The organism is Streptosporangium pseudovulgare, assembly GCF_014648055.1.
GTDB lineage: Bacteria > Actinomycetota > Actinomycetes > Streptosporangiales > Streptosporangiaceae > Streptosporangium > Streptosporangium pseudovulgare.
On the sequence record NZ_BMQJ01000012.1, the window covers coordinates 190,531 to 208,168 of the forward strand.

General features: G+C 71.4%; 13 protein-coding genes. 8 read left to right on the forward strand and 5 right to left on the reverse strand.

Annotated elements, in window-relative coordinates:
• Both IEZ10_RS23630 and IEZ10_RS23635 read left to right on the forward strand, forming a co-directional pair.
• A partial coding sequence (locus IEZ10_RS23630; protein ID WP_189248688.1) for a HAMP domain-containing protein occupies positions 1 to 3,100 on the forward strand: 3,100 nt, incomplete at its 5' end.
• A gap of 3 nt (positions 3,101 to 3,103) precedes the next feature.
• On the forward strand, positions 3,104 to 3,736 hold the full coding sequence (locus IEZ10_RS23635; RefSeq protein ID WP_179820860.1) for a response regulator: 633 nt from the start codon (positions 3,104 to 3,106) through the stop codon (positions 3,734 to 3,736).
• A gap of 612 nt (positions 3,737 to 4,348) precedes the next feature.
• Here IEZ10_RS23635 and IEZ10_RS23640 read toward each other — a convergent pair.
• The 3 genes from IEZ10_RS23640 to IEZ10_RS40025 all read right to left on the reverse strand — a co-directional run bounded on the left by IEZ10_RS23640 (position 4,349) and on the right by IEZ10_RS40025 (position 8,792).
• The gene (locus tag IEZ10_RS23640) at positions 4,349 to 5,125 is read right to left on the reverse strand and encodes a MerR family transcriptional regulator (RefSeq protein ID WP_189248689.1); all 777 of its coding nucleotides are present in this window, start codon (positions 5,123 to 5,125) and stop codon (positions 4,349 to 4,351) included.
• Between the two features lie 679 nt (positions 5,126 to 5,804).
• On the reverse strand, positions 5,805 to 7,502 hold the full coding sequence (locus IEZ10_RS23645; RefSeq protein WP_189248690.1) for an NYN domain-containing protein: 1,698 nt from the start codon (positions 7,500 to 7,502) through the stop codon (positions 5,805 to 5,807).
• 258 nt (positions 7,503 to 7,760) lie between these two features.
• The gene (locus tag IEZ10_RS40025; protein WP_189248691.1) at positions 7,761 to 8,792 is read right to left on the reverse strand and encodes a sigma-70 family RNA polymerase sigma factor; all 1,032 of its coding nucleotides are present in this window, start codon (positions 8,790 to 8,792) and stop codon (positions 7,761 to 7,763) included.
• Positions 8,793 to 9,024: 232 nt separating this feature from the next.
• Here IEZ10_RS40025 and pyrE point away from each other — a divergent pair, with 232 nt between their 5' ends.
• Positions 9,025 to 9,561: an orotate phosphoribosyltransferase gene (pyrE, locus tag IEZ10_RS23655; RefSeq protein ID WP_189248692.1), complete on the forward strand. Its 537-nt coding sequence runs from the start codon at positions 9,025 to 9,027 to the stop codon at positions 9,559 to 9,561.
• Between the two features lie 82 nt (positions 9,562 to 9,643).
• Here the strand turns inward: pyrE and IEZ10_RS23660 are convergent, their stop codons facing one another.
• A complete protein-coding gene (locus IEZ10_RS23660; protein WP_229811564.1) occupies positions 9,644 to 10,453 on the reverse strand; it encodes a DedA family protein in 810 nt (269 codons plus the stop codon).
• 169 nt (positions 10,454 to 10,622) lie between these two features.
• Here IEZ10_RS23660 and fbaA point away from each other — a divergent pair, with 169 nt between their 5' ends.
• The 4 genes from fbaA to IEZ10_RS23680 all read left to right on the forward strand — a co-directional run bounded on the left by fbaA (position 10,623) and on the right by IEZ10_RS23680 (position 14,703).
• The gene (gene fbaA, locus IEZ10_RS23665) at positions 10,623 to 11,645 is read left to right on the forward strand and encodes a class II fructose-bisphosphate aldolase (protein ID WP_189248693.1); all 1,023 of its coding nucleotides are present in this window, start codon (positions 10,623 to 10,625) and stop codon (positions 11,643 to 11,645) included.
• 184 nt (positions 11,646 to 11,829) lie between these two features.
• Entirely contained in the window at positions 11,830 to 12,249 is a 420-nt protein-coding gene (locus IEZ10_RS23670) for a DUF3151 domain-containing protein (protein WP_189248694.1), read from the forward strand.
• A gap of 127 nt (positions 12,250 to 12,376) precedes the next feature.
• Positions 12,377 to 13,660 carry an adenylosuccinate synthase gene (locus IEZ10_RS23675; RefSeq protein ID WP_189248695.1) on the forward strand — a complete coding sequence of 428 codons (1,284 nt, stop codon included), beginning with the start codon at positions 12,377 to 12,379 and terminating at the stop codon, positions 13,658 to 13,660.
• A gap of 98 nt (positions 13,661 to 13,758) precedes the next feature.
• On the forward strand, positions 13,759 to 14,703 hold the full coding sequence (locus tag IEZ10_RS23680; protein ID WP_189248696.1) for a glycerophosphodiester phosphodiesterase family protein: 945 nt from the start codon (positions 13,759 to 13,761) through the stop codon (positions 14,701 to 14,703).
• Between the two features lie 84 nt (positions 14,704 to 14,787).
• Here IEZ10_RS23680 and corA read toward each other — a convergent pair whose 3' ends face one another.
• Complete coding sequence (gene corA, locus IEZ10_RS23685; protein WP_189248697.1) at positions 14,788 to 15,906, reverse strand: magnesium/cobalt transporter CorA; 1,119 nt, start codon at positions 15,904 to 15,906, stop codon at positions 14,788 to 14,790.
• A gap of 312 nt (positions 15,907 to 16,218) precedes the next feature.
• Between corA and purD the strand changes: the two genes are divergently transcribed.
• The gene (gene purD, locus IEZ10_RS23690; protein ID WP_189248698.1) at positions 16,219 to 17,451 is read left to right on the forward strand and encodes a phosphoribosylamine--glycine ligase; all 1,233 of its coding nucleotides are present in this window, start codon (positions 16,219 to 16,221) and stop codon (positions 17,449 to 17,451) included.
• The last annotated feature ends 187 nt before the right edge of the window (positions 17,452 to 17,638 follow it).

Here is a 17,638-nt window from a genome sequence, read left to right on the forward strand (position 1 = left end):
GCGGGGCGTGTCGGGGGTCTGGAAGGACCTCACCGACAACGTCAACTTCATGGCCAACAACCTGACCTACCAGGTCCGTAACATCGCCGAGGTCACCACCGCCGTCGCCAACGGCGACCTGACCCGCAAGATCGACGTGGACGCCCAGGGCGAGATCCTCGCCCTGAAGACCACTATCAACACCATGGTCGACCAGCTGTCCTCCTTCGCCTCCGAGGTCAGCCGCGTCGCCCGCGAAGTGGGGTCGGAGGGACAGCTCGGCGGCCAGGCGCAGGTGCGGGGCGTGTCGGGCGTCTGGAAGGACCTCACCGACAACGTCAACGTCATGGCCAACAACCTCACCACCCAGGTGCGGCAGATCGCGGCCGTCTCCACCGCGGTGGCCCAGGGCAACCTGTCGAAGAAGATCACCGCGGACGCCGCGGGTGAGATCCTCCAGCTCAAGGACACCCTGAACACCATGGTGGACCAGCTGTCGATGTTCGCCGACGAGGTCACCCGCGTCGCCCGCGAGGTCGGCACCGAAGGCCAGCTCGGCGGCCAGGCCCGCGTCCGCGGCGTCTCCGGCGTCTGGAAGGACCTCACCGACAACGTCAACTCCATGGCCAACAACCTGACCTACCAGGTCCGCGACATCGCCGAGGTCACCACCGCCGTCGCCAACGGCGACCTGACCCGCAAGATCGACGTGGACGCCCAGGGCGAGATCCTCGCCCTGAAGACCACCATCAACACCATGGTCGACCAACTGTCCTCCTTCGCCTCCGAGGTCAGCCGCGTCGCCCGCGAGGTCGGCTCCGAAGGACAGCTCGGCGGCCAGGCCCGCGTCGAGGGCGCCGAGGGCATCTGGAAGCGGCTCACCGAGAACGTGAACGAGCTGGCCGGCCGCCTGACCACCCAGGTCCGCGCGATCGCCGAGGTCACCACCGCCGTCGCCCGCGGCGACCTGACCCGCTCGATCACCGTCGACGCCGAGGGCGAGATCGGCGAGCTGAAGGACAACATCAACACGATGGTGTCGGTGCTGCGCGACACCACCACCGCCAACCAGGAACAGGACTGGCTCAAGTCCAACCTGGCCCGCATCTCCCGCCTCATGCAGGGCCACCGCGACCTGATGGAGGTCGCCAGGCTCATCATGAGCGAGCTGACCCCGCTGGTCTCCGCCCGCTACGGCGCCTTCTACCTCGCCGACGCCTCCGGTGACCTGCACCTGATCGCCGGGTACGGCACGCGCCCCGGCTCCAACGCCCGGGAACGGTTCGCGATCGGCCAGGGCATCGTGGGACAGGCCGCCCTGGAGGGCAGGCGGATCGTCCTGGACGACGTGCCCGCGAAGTACCTCACCGTGGACACCGGCCTCAGCTCCTCCTCCCCCGCCCAGATCGTCGTGCTGCCGATCCTGTTCGAGTCGCAGGTCCTCGGCGTGCTGGAACTGGCCTCCTTCCGCCAGTTCGGCGAGGTCCACCACGACTTCATGACCCAGCTCGTCGAGACCATCGGCGTCACGATGAACACGATCATGGCCAACTCCCGCACCGAGGACCTGCTGACCGAGTCGCAGCGCCTCACCACCGAGCTGCAGGAGCGCTCCGACGAGCTCCAGCGACAGCAGGAGGAGCTGCGCCGCTCCAACGCCGAACTGGAGGAGAAGGCCGCGCTGCTGGCCAAGCAGAACCGCGCCATCGAGATCCAGAACTTCCAGATCGAACAGGCCCGCCGGACGCTGGAGGAACGCGCCGAGCAGCTCGCGGTCTCCTCGCGCTACAAGTCCGAGTTCCTGGCCAACATGTCGCACGAGCTGCGCACCCCGCTGAACAGCCTGCTGGTGCTGGCCAAGCTGCTCACCGAGAACGCCGAGGGCAACCTCACCGTCCAGCAGGTCGAGTTCGCCCGGACCATCCACGGCGCCGGCTCCTCCCTGCTCCAGCTCATCAACGACATCCTCGACCTGACCAAGGTCGAGGCCGGGCGGATGGACATCCACCCCCAGCAGATCTCCCTGCCCAAGCTCGTCGACTACTTCGAGGCCACCTTCGCCCCCGTGGCACAGGACAAGGGCCTGTCGTTCGCGGTCGAGGTCGACGCGGCGGTCCCGCAGGAGGTCCACACCGACGAGCAGCGCCTCCAGCAGGTGTTGCGCAACCTGCTGTCCAACGCGATGAAGTTCACCCCCACGGGCGAGGTACGGCTGCGCGTGAGCCACGCGCAGCCCGGCGTGGCCTTCGTGGACGACACCCTGCGCGGCGCCACCGGCATCCTCGCCTTCGAGGTCGTGGACACCGGCATCGGCATCGCCGCCGACAAGCAGGAGGTCATCTTCGAGGCGTTCCGCCAGGCCGACGGCACCACCAGCCGCAAGTACGGCGGGACGGGCCTGGGCCTGTCCATCTGCCGGGAGATCGCCCGCCTGCTCGGCGGCGAGATCCACGTGGTCAGCGAGGTCGGGAAGGGCAGCATCTTCACCCTCTACCTCCCGCCGGTCTACAGCGGCCCGCTGGCGTCACGCGACGGCGGAGCCGCCGTGCCGGCCGCCTCCGCCCCGCCCCAGGAGGAGACGCCCGTCCTCGTGCCGGACGAGACGCCGGCGGAGCCGGTCGCGCTGCCCGAGCTGGAGACGATCCTGCCGGAGAGCCTGCCGGCCCCGAACCCCTGGCAGAGCGAGACGAAGCCCTGGAAGGGCGACGACCCGCTCACCGGCGCCAAGATCCTGATCGTGGACGACGACATCCGTAACGTCTTCGCGCTGACCAGCGTGCTCGAACGGTACGGTTCCACGGTCATCTACGCTGAGAACGGGCGTGAGGGCATCGAACAGCTCGAACGCAACGAGGACGTGGCGCTGGTGCTGATGGACATCATGATGCCCGAGATGGACGGCTGGGCCACCACGTCCGCGATACGCCAGATGCCGCAGTTCGCCGATCTGCCGATTATCGCGCTAACCGCTAAGGTCATGCACGGCGACCGGGAGAAGAGCATCGCGGCCGGCGCCTCCGACTACGTGCCGAAGCCCGTGGACGTCGACCGCCTGCTGGAACGCCTGCGCGGCTGGCTGAGCCGCGGCAAGGCGGCCGGCGACTCCTACGAAGGGGCTTGATCGATGTCCGACCGGGCGAAGATCCTCCTGGTTGACGACCGGGAAGAGAACCTGATCGCGCTCGAGGCCATCCTCAGCTCACTCGACCTCGTGCCCGTCCGAGCGAGATCGGGCGAGGAGGCGCTGAAGGCTCTGCTCAACACGGAGTTCGCGCTCATCCTCCTGGACGTCCGCATGCCCGGCATGGACGGGTTCGAGACCGCCTCCCACATCAAGCGGCGCGAACGCACCCGTAACATCCCGATCATCTTCCTGACCGTCGTCGACAGCGCCCCCGACTACGCCTTCCGCAGCTACGCCGCCGGTGCCGTCGACTACCTCACCAAGCCGTTCGATCCGTGGGTGCTGCGGGCGAAGGTCGCGGTGTTCGTCGAGCTCTACAACATGAACCGCCGCCTGGCCGAGCAGGCGTCCATGCTCCGCGACCGGCTCGCCGGCGAACTGCCCCCGGGTGACGCCGCCGACCAGGCGGCCGTGCTCCCGGAGCTGTCGAGGCGTCTGGCCGCGGTGGAGGACGAGTTCATCCGGGTCGGCGAGCTGGCCCGCAAAACCGGCGACCCCAGCCTCACCGGCGCGCTGGCCGACCTCTCCCACCGCCTGGACCACCTCCGCGCCGGCCTCGACGCGCTCTCCTGACCCCCTGAGCACGTCCCGCCTCCATAACCAGACCGAAGCCGTTCACATCGCAGGGGTTTCCCTAGGCATGGACGGGTCGGTGGTTGGTGGGTGTTCCGGTCTTTCAGGCTGGGGCTTTTCCTGCTTGGGGGGCGGTTCCCCGGGTTTGGGTGGGTCGGTGGTCGCCGGGCCGGTCGTTTGTGCGCGCTGCGGTGGGTGGGTGTTCCGGCCGGCGCTGTGGTTGCTGTCTGGTTCCGGCCGGCCTTCGGCCTGGTCTCGGGCGCGGTGGTTTCTGGCGTTTTGAAGCCGGCCGGAACACCCACCCACCTCCGCGCCATGACTTGCCCGGCCGTACGGCCCGCTCGCCGTAGCTGCTCCCTTTCTGCCGGCCCACGGTCCCCGCCGATGCTGAAGCGTTCCTGCTTCTCCGTCCGGGGCGGGTCGCCGTAGCCTTGCGGCCACACTGGCGGGGGAGAGCGCAGGGCCGGGCGCCGTAGCTTCTCCCTTTCGGACCGCTCATGGCCCTCGCCTCTTTCCTTCGAGCAGGAACCCGGGTCTTCTAGGGCCCCTCCGGGGAGCAGGAACACGGGTCTCCCACGGTCCTATGGTGGGGCGGCTGCGACGACGGACCGCTCAGTGGGCGGTGGTCCGTGCGCGTTCCAGATACGCCAGGAGTTCGACCATCTTCTCGGTCGGCCAGGGCAGGCGGGCACTGAGCTGGTCGCGATGCTCCTGCCACATTCGCCGAGCCGCCGCCTTGGTCTGTTCTCCCCTGGCGTCTTCGGCGTGGAAGGGCGTGGCCAGCTCGTCCCAGCGCCGGACGAGTTCCTGCACCTGCGGATCGTCGGCAGGGGTGCCGTCCTGTACGTGCCTGAGGAGTTGCTCGACCAGCTCGATGAAGTGGGTCTTGGCCTCCTCGACGGCCTCGGCGCCCAGCTCGCCGCGGCGACGGGCGAGTTCATCGCGTTGCTCTTGCGTGAAGTAGGTCTCCAGCATCGAGATCATCTCCAAGGTCGTCATGAATTGGTCCGGATCGGGCATCGACGCCTCGTCGAGCTGTCGCAGCAACCCATGAATCTGTTCGATCAGCTGTTGAATCTGTTCCGCCTGGAACGTCAGCTGCCGCAGCTGGGTTCTCAGGAGAGTCCGCATCGCCGCCGGGTTCTCCGGCGAGGACGCGAGCACCTCCTTGATCTCATCAAGCGGCATGCCCAGCGCACGCAGCGACCGCACCCGGTACAGCCGCCGCAGGTCAGCCGCGGTGTACCGGCGATGGCCGGACGCGGTGCGCTCGCCGGATCGCAGCACACCGATCTCGTCGTAGTGCCGCAGCGTGCGCACTGTGACCCCGCTGGCCCGAGCCAGCTCACCGATGCTCCACCAGCGCGCGGTGGCGTCTTCCCCGATCACGTCAGCAACGCTAGGACCTCACGCGACGAGAGGTTCAAGCCCGACCTTTCGCCTGCTCCCACCTCTTGCTTCCTCGCCCCTCGGATTTCTTCCCTTGAAATGGTCGACCCGGCCCCTGATTCCACCGCTCACACGTACTTCACCAGCGCCCTGGCTCACATCCTCTTTGCCGGCGGTGCGGGCCGTAGAGGACCGTGGGAGGTCCGGGTTCCTGCTCGAAGGAAAGAGGCGAGGGCCATGAGCGGTCCGAAAGGGAGAAGCTACGGCGCCCGGCCCTGCGCTCTCCCCCGCCAGTGTGGCCGCAAGGCTACGGCGACCCGCCCCGGACGGAGAAGCAGGAACGCTTCAGCATCGGCGGGGACCGTGGGCCGGCAGAAAGGGAGCAGCTACGGCGAGCAGGCCGTACGGCCGGGCAAGTCATGGCGCGGAGGTGGGTGGGTGTTCCGGCCGGCTTCAAAACGCCAGAAACCACCGCGCCCGAGGCCAGGCCGAAGGCCGGTCGGAACCAGACAGCAACCACAGCGCCGGCCGGAACACCCACCCACCGCAGCGCGAACCCCCGACCAGCCCGGCAACCACCAACCCACCCAAACCCGGGGAACCACCCCCCAAGCGGGAAAAGCCCCAGCCTGAACGGCCGCACGGGCCGGGCTTCGCGATGCGGACCGTTGTGCCCGCGCTAGCGGCGGGCGCGTTCGAGGGCGTCCCAGAAGCCTCGGCGGAGGGCGTGGCGGACCTCGTCGTGGAGGAGGAAGTCGATCGGCAGGGAGGAGCCCTGAAGGAGACGTGCCTCAAGGTCGGAGGGCATCCGAGGCTTGCGGGCCAGCACGGCCTCCAGCCACAGAGCGGGGGCGTCCTTGGCGACGGACTCGCCGAAGTCGTAACCCTCCTTGTGCGCGGCCTTGACCGCGTCGGCGAGGGTGGTGGCGACGCCCGCGGGCATGCTCTGGATCGGCACCGGAGCCGCCTGGGGGCCGGTGTAGGCGGACTGGTAACCGGACATGCCTCCGGTCCCGTTCGACGTGTACGGCGAGACGGCGGGCAACGAGCTGGTCGGCCCGTTCGGGGTCGAGGCCGCCGGGAGCGAGGCCGGAGCGGGCGGGGAGGCCGGAGCCGGGGGCGGAGTGGCGGGAGCCTGTGGCTGGGGCGCCGTGGCGGGCGGGAGGGAAGAGGAGGACGGCTCCTGGGTGTAACCGGAGTAGGACGGCGGTGCGGGCTGGGAGGTCTGGGCGTGGCTCGCCCGGCTCCTCCTTTGCGGCAGGGGGGCGGGGGTCGGAGCGCCACCCATGCCGGTGTTCAGGCCGTCACCCGCGGCGCCGATGCCCTGGCCGCCGGCCGTCGCGCCGCCCGGCGTACCGGTGCTCAGACCGCTGCCCGCCGTACCACTGCTCTGCGCACCACTGTTCAGACCGCTGCCCGCCGTACCGGAACCGGGACCGGTGCCGAAGCCGCCGCCCGCAGTGCCGGGGTTCATGCCGCTGCTCGGTGTGGTGTCGTCCAGACCGGTCGTGCCGCCGCTCAGGCCGCCGGCCGGCGTACCGGACCCCAAGCCGCCTGTGCCGCCGCCCAAGCCGGTCGGACCGCCGTTCGGCGTACCGGAGCCCAGGCCGCTGCCCGCGCCGCTTGCGGCGAGTTCGCCGCCCAGAGCACCTGTGCCGCCGCCCGGACCGCCCGGACCGCCCGTGCCGCTCATGGCGCCGTTCCGGCCGCCTGCGCCGCCGCTCAGACCCGCGCCGAGGCCGCCTGTGCCGCCGCTCAGCGAACCGTTGGTCAGGGGTACGGTGACCTGGCCGTTTCCGGCGGTGTGGTGGCCGTTGCCGCGGGCGGGCGAGTCGGCCGCGGCGCCGTTCAGGGTGACGTAGGGCCGCAGGTGGCCGGCGCCGATCTCGATGAGGTCGTCGCACTCCTGGCGCAGTGAGCGGGACACCGCCCAGCTCCCGTCGGCGCCGATGTGCACGACGGTGACGCGGACGCCGAGGTCCTGGGCGTCGCAGACGACCTGGGCGAGGTCCTCGTCACCGCTGACCACGACGGCGTCGCAGACCGCGTTGTTGCGGGCGAGCGTCATCAGGTCGCGGTGGACCTGGGCGTCGACGCCCTCCCGGCGGCCGGGGCGGATGCGCGACAGCCGCAGCTTGAGGCCGGGGATGTCGGCCAGCGTGTCGTGTTCGGGTGTGCGCCGGCCCTCGACGGTCGCCTCGTACCAGTAGCAGCGCAGCACGGGGAGCCCGGTGCGTTCCCGGCAGAGGGTGTTGAGGAGCTTCAGCAGGCCCGGGTAGTCCCAGGTGACGGCCTCGCGATGGCGGGTCCCATGCGCGGCCATAGCGCCGTCGGCCAGCAGGTAGCCAGCGTCCACGAACAGCGCGCAGCGATCCACGCGACACCGCCCTTCCTACGTGGCCCGCCTTCGGCCTGAAAAGCCAGAAAGCACCCTGAGGGATCAGGCAGGCGGCCCTTCCTCAGGGTAATCAAGCAACTGATCGTCTGAGGCTGAATCCCGGCGATTCGACCCGCGCCTGACCATACGCCAGTGTGTCCACGCAGACCGTACCAGTTTGTCCTGTTATTCAGGTCTTCCGTAACTGCCCGATTCACCCCGGCCCGTTCCGCCCGTGTCCGAATTCCCGTGCGCGGTTCACGGCCGGGGGAGACCGCTTCCCGCCCCCGGTGATCCGCCCGCCGTACGGGCGGACGGGTCTGCGGTGCACCGGTCCGCCGGGGATGGCGGGGACGGCGTGCCGGGTGGCGGAAAACCGGACTGCGGGCCCGGCGGCCCGCCCGCGGACGCCACCGTGAGCGCGGCGGCCAGGGTCGCCGTGGCGGTCAGCGCGACGGTCGCCGCGACGGCCGCGAGGGGTCGCCACCAGGAGCCGGGCACCCGCCACCGGCGGAGCCGCCCGCGCACGCCCCTCGCCCGTTCCAGCCCGGTGAGGTAGGCGGGGAACGCCGGGCCCGCGACGAGGGGGCCGACGGCCCGGCGCAGCGCCCGGCCGACGTCGGCCAGTTCCAGGAAGGCGGCGTGGCAGCCGGCGCAGCCGTCCATGTGCTCCTCCAGGGCCGCCGCGGCGCGCCGGTCGAGGTCCCCTCGCAGGTGAGCGGTCATCTTCCGGAGCGTGGGGCGGCAGCCGATCCCCAGGTCGCCGGCCAGGCGGGTACGGATGTACGCCTGGCGCAGCCCCTCCCTCGCGGTGCGGGCGAGCGCGGACGCGCCGTCGGGGGTCAGGCCCAGCAGGGGCGCGATCTCGGCCGGTCCGGCCCGCTCCGCTCCCGTGTGCCACAGGACGAGCCGCCAGCGTTCCGGCAGTGAGAAGAAGACGCGTGCCATCGGCGCGCGCTCCGGCCCGGCCAGGGCCGGGTCCGCCGGGAACGCCCCTCGGCCGGGCCGGCGCTCCCCTCGCCCGCGGTCGCGGATCGTCCGGCGGAGCGCGGCGAGCAGCCAGGGCCGGAAGGCCTCCCGCGGACCGCCGCCGTCCCTGACCAGCAGCAGGAGCGCGGTGAAGGTCTCCGCGACGGCGGTCTCGGCCTCGACGGGGTCGCGGACGAGGCGGCGCGCGAGGATCCGGGCCGCCGTGGCGTGCCGTTCGTACAGCGTGCCGTAGGCCGCGGCGTTCCCGCCCCGCGCCGCGGCCAGCAGGTCGGCGTCTCCTTGAGGCCCTACCGCGCTCATCGCGAACCCTCCGTTACTCTGAGTAGCAGTATCGGTGATTCCGCACTCGGGGTGATGGCTAAACCGGGACCGTCGTTTTGCCGGGGTCGCGGCCCGGGTAAAGCCGGCCCCGGAGGCGCGGAGACCGGGCACGGCTCAGCGGCGGCCAGGCGGGGGCGGCGGAGCGGGCGGGGACGGAGCGTGAAGCGGGGCGGGAGCGGCGCGCCGGGGATACCGCCCTAACCTTGTTGCCATGAGCGATCGTGAGAGCCTGCTGGCCGAGATCAAGAGCAAGGGTGTCGTGCACGGCAAGGTCGTGCTGTCCTCCGGCAAGGAGGCGGACTTCTACGTGGACATGCGGAAGGTGACCCTGGACGGGCAGGCGGCTCCGCTGGTGGGCCGGGTCATGCTGGACCTCACCGAGGACCTCGACTACGACGCGGTGGGCGGGCTCACCCTGGGGGCCGACCCGGTCGCGGCGGCCATGCTGCACGCGGCGGCGGCCCGGGGCCGCAAACTCGACGCGTTCGTGGTGCGCAAGGCGCAGAAGGTCCACGGGCTGCAGCGCAGGATCGAGGGCCCGGACGTCGCGGGGCGGCGGGTGCTGGCGGTGGAGGACACCTCCACGACGGGCGGGTCCGCGCTGACCGCGGTGGAGGCGCTGCGCGAGGCGGGCGCCGAGGTGGTGGCGGTGGCCGTGGTCGTGGACCGGGGCGCGGCGGCGGCGGTCGCCGAGGCGGGCCTGCCGTACCGGAGCGCCTACGGCCTGGAGGAGCTCGACCTGGCCTGAGAGCGGCGCCCCGGCTCGTCACCACCGTGCCTCACTCGCATGGTGGTGACCCCGCGTCACCGCCGGGCGTCGTCCCGCGCGGTCACCACTGGCCGTCGCCCCACGGGGCGGACGTGTCGCGGTGGTGCCTGCCCCGGGGGCGGGCGACGCCGGCCTCGCCCTGCTGACCCGGGACGCCCGGCACATCCGGAGCACCGGGGACGCCCGTGCCGCCCTGAGCGCCGGGGGCGGCCGGACCGCCGGGTCCACCGCCCCTGCGGCTCTTCACGATCTCCAGGATGATCGGGATGATCGAGATCAGGATGACGACCAGGGCGCCCGGCAGGATGTACTTGTCGATGTCGGGCACGGCCGAGCCGACCAGCCGGCCGAAGATCAGCATGCCGTCGGTCCAGATGATGCCGCCGATGCAGTTCCACAGGAAGAACCTCTTGCGGCTCATGCCGAGCATGCCGGCGACCGGGTTGAGGAACGTCCGGACGATGGGGATGAACCGGGCGAGCACCACCGCCCTGGCCGGGCCGAACTTCTGGAAGTAGTGCTCGGCCTTGTCGACGTACTCCTTCTTGAAGAGCCTGGAGTCGGGGCGGTCGAACATCCTTCGGCCGTAGGTGGCGCCGAGATGGTGCCCGAGCTGGGCGCCGGCGATGGCGCACAGGGGCGCCAGGACCAGCAGCAGGGGGAACGACAGAGGCTCAAGCCCCGGAATGGCGGTGGCGGCCTCGGCCGTGCTGAAGATGCCCGCGGCGACCAGCAGCGAGTCGCCGGGCAGGAAGAAGCCGAGCAGCAGCCCGGTCTCGGCGAAGATGATGCCGAGCACGCCGGCCGTGGCGAACGGGCCGAGCAGTCCGAGCCACCACTTGGGGTCGAGGAGGTTGTGCAGGAGGTCCATCAGCGTGAAGCCTACCCCGCCGGGGATTACCGGCGAGGTCGTCTGGGCATGCGAAGGGACGGTGACGGAACTATCGGGCCGGACCAGGACCCTGGATACTGGCCAAGGGCCCGGTCCGCGCCGGGCCCCGCGCCAGCCGCCTTAAGCCGTCTCGTAGGGAGATGACACCATGCCCATCGCGACCCCAGAGGTATACGCCGAGATGCTCGACCGGGCGAAGGCGAACGAGTTCGCCTACCCGGCGATCAACGTGACCTCGTCCCAGACCCTGAACGCCGCGCTCCGCGGCTTCGCCGAGGCGGAGAGCGACGGGATCATCCAGGTGTCCACCGGCGGCGCCGAGTTCCTGTCCGGCGCGAGCATCAAGGACATGGTGACGGGCGCCAGGGCGTTCGCGGAGTACGCCCGCGTCGTGGCGGAGAAGTACCCGGTGACGGTCGCGCTGCACACCGACCACTGTCCCAAGGACAAGCTGGACAAGTTCGTCCGGCCGTTGCTCGACATCTCCCTGGAGCGGGTGTCGCGGGGTGAGGACCCGCTGTTCCAGTCGCACATGTGGGACGGCTCGGCCGTGCCGCTGGACGAGAACCTGGAGATCGCGCAGGAGCTCCTGGACAAGGCGGCCCGCGCGAGGATCGTGCTGGAGGCGGAGATCGGCGTGGTCGGCGGCGAGGAGGACGGCGTCGTCGGCGAGATGAACGAGAAGCTCTACACGACGGTCGGGGACGCCCTGGCCACGGCCGAGGCGATGGGCCTGGGCGAGCGGGGCCGCTACATGCTCGCCGCGACCTTCGGCAACGTGCACGGCGTCTACAAGCCGGGCCACGTCAAGCTCCGCCCGAGCGTGCTGAAGGACATCCAGGAGGCCGTGGGCGCCAAGTACGGCAAGGAGAAGCCGTTCAGCCTCGTCTTCCACGGCGGCTCCGGCTCCGCCCTGGAGGAGATCCAGGAGGCGATCTCCTACGGCGTGGTCAAGATGAACATCGACACCGACACCCAGTACGCCTTCACCCGGCCGATCGCCGACCACATGTTCCGCAACTACGACGGTGTGCTGAAGGTGGACGGCGACGTCGGCGACAAGAAGACCTACGACCCCCGCTCGTACGGCAAGGCCGCCGAGGTCGGCATGGCCGCCCGCGTGGTCGAGGCCTGCCGGCACCTGAGGTCCGCGGGCACGAAGATCTCCTGATCCGCGGCGCCGGGGCGGTTCCCGGACGACGCGTGACGTGACGGCGCCGGAACGACTCCCGGACGGCGCCCGGCGGCCGGGGAGCCGCTCCGGACGCCCGGCGCGGCGCCGGGGCGGCTCCCCGGGCACGGACAACCGGGGGTCGTTCTTCGCCAGGACCGACGGAAGAGGTAGGACTGTCCCCATGGAAACGCACGAGAACCTTCTCGCCGGCCCGCCGCCGACCCGGCTGCCGGACCTGCCCGAGGCCAGGGAGGCGCTGGAATCCGGCGTCCAGGCATCCGACGTCGCCGCGCGCTTCCCCGCCTACCCGGCGGCCTGGGCCACGCTCGCGGACGAGTACTTCGCGGGCGGCCACGCGGTGACGTCGTACGCGTTCGCGCGCACCGGCTACCACCGCGGCCTCGACCAGCTGCGCCGGGCGGGCTGGAAGGGCCACGGACCCGTCCCCTGGGAGCACGAGCCCAACCGGGGCTTCCTGCGCTGCCTGCACGCGCTGTGCCGGGCGGCCACGGCCATCGGGGAGAAGGACGAGGCCGAACGCTGCCTGCAGTTCCTGAAGGACGCGAGCCCCGAGGCGGCCGAGGTTCTCAGCGCCCGCTGACGCCGGTGGATCTCCCGCCGGGAGGGCGGGAGATCCCCATACCGGATTCGTTCGGGTATTCTCACCACGCAAGAGCCCCAGTCGCGATTGCGTCCGGGGTTTTCGTTTTTGCGGTGGGAGAAAAGCGATGCCGGCAGTCGTTCTCGTGGGTGCCCAGTGGGGCGATGAGGGCAAGGGTAAGGCGACCGACCTTCTCGGCGACCGAGTGGACTACGTCGTCAGATACCAGGGCGGGAACAACGCCGGCCACACGGTCGTCATCGGCGACCAGAAATACGCCCTGCACCTGCTGCCGACCGGTGTGCTCTCGCCGAACGTCGTCCCGGTGATCGGCAACGGCGTGGTCGTCGACCCGGGCGTGCTGCTGAGCGAGATCGACGGGCTCAGTGAGCGGGGCGTCTCCTCGGAGCGGCTGCTGATCTCCGCCGACGCGCACCTGATCATGCCGCACCACAAGGCCATCGACAAGGTGACCGAGCGCTTCCTCGGCAAGGCCAGGATCGGCACCACCGGCCGGGGCATCGGCCCGGCCTACGGCGACAAGGTCTACCGGATGGGCGTGCGGGTCCAGGACCTCCTCGACCCGGGCATCCTGCGGAAGAAGATCGAGGCCGCGCTGCAGGAGAAGAACCAGATCCTCACCAAGCTCTACAACCGCCGGGCGATCGAGGCCGACAAGGTCCTGGAGGAGTACCTCGGCTACGCCGAGCGCCTCAAGCCGCACATCGCCGACACCTCGCTGATCCTGAACAGGGCGCTGGACGACGGTAAGACCGTGCTGCTGGAGGGCGGCCAGGGCACGCTGCTCGACATCGACCACGGCACGTACCCGTTCGTCACCTCCTCCTCCCCGACGAGCGGCGGCGCCTGCGCCGGCTCGGGCATCCCGCCGACCCGGCTCACCCGCGTGATCGGCATCCTGAAGGCGTACACCACCCGTGTCGGCTCCGGCCCGTTCCCCACGGAGCTGACCGACGAGATGGGCGAGTGGCTGCGCACCACCGGCGGCGAGTACGGCGTCACCACCGGCCGCAACCGCCGCTGCGGCTGGTTCGACGCGGTGATCGCCCGTTACGCCAGCCGCGTCAACGGCGTCACCGACTTCTTCCTCACCAAGCTCGACGTGCTGTCGGGCCTGGAGCGGATCCCGGTCTGCGTGGCCTACGAGGTGGACGGCGTCCGCCACGACGAGATCCCGATGACCCAGACCGACTTCCACCACGCCAAGCCGGTGTACGAGGAGTTCCCGGGCTGGCAGGAGGACATCTCCGGGGCCACGTCGTTCGACGAGCTGCCGCCCAACGCCCAGGCGTACGTCAGGACGCTGGAGGAGATGAGCGGCGCCCGGATCTCCGCGATCGGCGTCGGGCCGGGCCGCACCCAGACGCTCCAGCTGCACTCGCTGATCTGACCTCCTTGACCTGAGGTTCATCCCGGCGACGCGCGCCCGTTGCACGGCGGGCGCGTGTCGTACGGGCGTTCGGCACGGGAGATCGGTAAGGTCCCCCCGTGCATGTCGAGATTCACGGCCACAGGGGGGCCCGCGGGCTCCGTCCGGAGAACACGCTTCCCGGTTTAGCCCACGCCCTGGAGCTGGGAGTCGACGCGCTGGAGTTCGACGTCGTGATGACGGCCGACCGGTGCCTGGTGCTCAGCCACGACCTGACCGTCTCCCCGGTGACCAGCGCCGACCGCGGGCCGGTCTTCCCCGGCGACCCGCTCTTCCCCTACGTCGGCAGGCCCGTCGGCGCGCTGACGCTGGCGCAGCTGCGCACCCTCGACTGCGGGGTCCGGCGCCCGCGCGCCGAGACCGACCGGTTCGCCGCGACGCAGGTGCCGGTGCCCGACACCCGGATGCCGACGCTCGGCGCCGTGCTGGGCCTGGTGGACGCCTACGGCGCGGACGACGTGCGGATGCACGTGGAGCTGAAGTCCGACCCGTCCAGGCCCGACCTCACCGCCGATCCCGCGGAGTTCACCGAGGCCGTGGTGGCCGAGCTGGCCCGCCACCGCAGGCTCGGCGGGGCGGCGATCCTCAGCTTCGACTGGCGGATCCTGGACGTGGCCCGCTCGCTCGTCCCCGACGTCCCCCGGTACGCGCTGATCGAGCACGCCACCATGGACGCGGTCTGGCTCGCGGGCCTGCACCTGGCGGACTTCGGCGGCGACGTGCCGGCCGCCGCCGCGGCGGCCGGGGGCACCGTGCTGTCGCCCGCGCACGTCATGGTCGACGTGGAGCTGGCGCGGCAGGCGGAGAAGCACGAGCTGCCGGTGGTGCCCTGGACGGTCAACCACCCCGGCCGGGCCGCGGAGCTGCTCGACCTCGGGGTGGCCGGGGTCGTGACCGACTACCCCGACCGGATGCGCGCGCTGTGGGCGGAGCGGGGTCTGCCCGTCCCCCCGCCCGTCACCGTCCCCGCTCCGGCGGCGGCTCCGGTCCTGGCCCGCGCGTAGGCCCGGAGAGGCCGCCCGTGCCCTTCCCCGGCCGTACGTCGGGCGTTCCGGGCCGGGCCGCGCCGTACGGCGCGGCCCGTGTCGCTACATCCAGCCGTTGCGGCGGAAGCCCCGGTAGAGCAGCGAGCAGGCGATGATCATCACGCCGATCACCAGCGGGTAGCCGAAGACCGAGTCGAGCTCGGGCATGTGTGTGAAGTTCATGCCGTAGATGCCGGCGATCATCGTCGGGACCGCCATGATGGCCACCCACGCGGAGATCTTCCGCATGTCCTCGTTGGCGAGGGCGTTGGAGCGGGCCAGCGCCGCCTGCAGGATCGAGTTGCACAGCTCGTTGGACGACTCGACCTGCTCGCAGACGCGGGCCAGGTGGTCGACGACGTCGCGGAAGTACTCCCGCATCTCCGAGGGGATCATGCGGCGCTGGGCCAGTGACGACATGGGCGACTGGAGCGGCGTGACGGACCGCTTCATCTCGATCATCTCGCGCTTGAGGTTGTAGATGCGGCCGATGTCGCGGGCGCTGACGTCGGCGAAGACCATGGCCTCGACGTCCTCCAGCTCGGCCTGCATCAGGTCGGCCACGGTGAGGTACTTGTCCACGACGTGGTCGGCGATCGCGTGCAGCACGCCGGTCGGGCCGCGGTCGAGGAGGCGGGGGTCGTCCTCCAGGCGCTCGCGCACCACCGACAGCGGGCAGAGCCCGCCGTGCCGTACGGTCACCACGAAGTCGGGCCCGACGAACATCATGATCTCGCCGGTGTCGATGATCTCGCTGGTGGCGGTGAGCACGTCGTGGTCGAGGTAGGCGACGGTCTTCAGGACCACGAACAGCGAGTCGCCGTACCGTTCGACCTTGGGGCGCTGGTGAGCCTTGACGGCGTCCTCGACGGCGAGCGGGTGCAGGGCGAAGACCTCCGCCAGCCACTCGACCTCGGGGGCGTCGGGTTCGTGCAGCCCCACCCAGACGAACGCGTTGCCGTTCTCCTCGGCCGCGTTGTGCCGGCGGACGATCTCCAGGGCGTCGGGGATGCCGAGCGCCTCGATCTTCTTGCCGTCGATGTAGGCGGCGTACTCGACCAGCGAGTCGCTGGGCGGAACGCACCGGCCGGCGGTCCTGACGCGGGAGGAGGCGGCGGGGGCGTGCGGAGCCCGCACGACGCGGGTGTGCTTGATCCGGGGAAAGAGAAGCGAGGAGCGCATGGCAGGCCTTCCCGCCCGGCCTGGGCCGTTCACGCGCGACGCGATGTCACCTCGGTTCTGCGGAGAAAAGCGCGCGATGCCTGCCGGGCAATGATGCGGAGTGGTCAAGGGTGCGCACCGAAGACGTGCGCGTGCACGTACTGCTGGGATCGCCAGAGGACATCCCCAACCACCTCCAATCACCCTGAGAGAGGCAAAGCCGCCCAAACCTAGCACAGAAGTCGGGTGCCTTCCAGCTTACTCCTGGCCGTGACGGCCGTCCGCCGAACCGGGAGGACCACCGTCCGGCGGGGGACCGATAGGCTCTCGCACGTGCGCGTTCTTGTGATTGGCTCCGGCGGGCGCGAGCACGCCCTGTGCCGGGCCCTGGCGGCAGATCCCGAGGTCACCGAGGTCCACTGCGCTCCCGGAAACGCGGGCATCGCGCGGGTGGCGACCCTCCACGCGGTGACCCCGACCGACCCGGACCGGGTCGCCGGGCTGGCCGTGGAACTGGGGGCCGACCTGGTGGTGGTGGGCCCGGAGGCTCCGCTGGTCGCCGGGGTGGCCGACGCGGTCCGGGCGGCGGGCGTCCCCTGCTTCGGGCCGTCGGCGGAGGCGGCCCGCATCGAGGGGTCCAAGGCGTTCGCCAAGGAGGTCATGGCCGCGGCGGGCGTGCCCACCGCGCGGTCGCGCACCTGCGTCACCCCCGAGGAGACCGCCGCGGCGCTGGACGAATTCGGCGCGCCGTACGTGGTCAAGGACGACGGGCTCGCGGCCGGCAAGGGCGTGGTCGTCACCGGCGACCGCGACGAGGCGCTGCGGCACGCCGCCGCCTGCGGGCGGGTCGTCGTCGAGGAGTTCCTCGACGGCCCCGAGGTGTCGCTGTTCGCCCTGTGCGACGGCTCCACGGCCGTGCCGCTCCAGCCCGCCCAGGACCACAAGCGCGCCTACGACGGCGACGAGGGGCCCAACACCGGCGGCATGGGCGCCTACACGCCGCTGCCGTGGGCGCCCGCGGACCTCGCGGAGCGGGTGATGGCCGAGACCGTCATCCCGACGGTCACCGAGCTGGCCCGGCGCGGCACCCCGTACACCGGGGTGCTGTTCGTGGGCCTGGCCCTCACCGCCGGCGGCCCGAAGGTCATCGAGTTCAACGCGCGGTTCGGCGACCCGGAGACCCAGGTGGTGCTCGACCGGCTCGCCACACCGCTGGGCCGGCTGCTGCTGGCCTGCGCGAACGGCGCGCTGGGCGGCTTCGGGCCACTGTCGTGGCGCGAGGGCGCCGCGGTGACCGTGGTCGTCGCGGCGGAGAACTACCCCGGCGAGCCGGTGAAGGGCGACGTGATCGAGGGGCTCTCCGACGTCGGCGGGGACGCCTACGTGCTGCACTCCGGGACGGCCGCCGACGGCGACCGCGTCGTCTCCAGCGGCGGGCGGGTGCTCAGCGTGGTCGGCACCGGCCCGGACGTGGCGGCGGCGCGCGCGGCGGCCTACGAGGCGGTCGGCCGCGTCCGGATGCGCGGCTCGCACCACCGCACCGACATCGCGTCCCGCGCCCTCTGAAGCCGCGGGCACGGCGTCCCGGACCCTCCGGGCCTCTTCGCGGCGCCGCCCCCCGTACGGCGAGCGCGGCCGGCGCGGCCCGGACGCCCGCGGGAGACGCCGGGGCGGCACGGTGAACCCGCGGGGGGCGGGAGACGTAGCGTGGAGGAGGCATGCCCCGATGATCAGGGGGCAGGTGCCGCCCGTC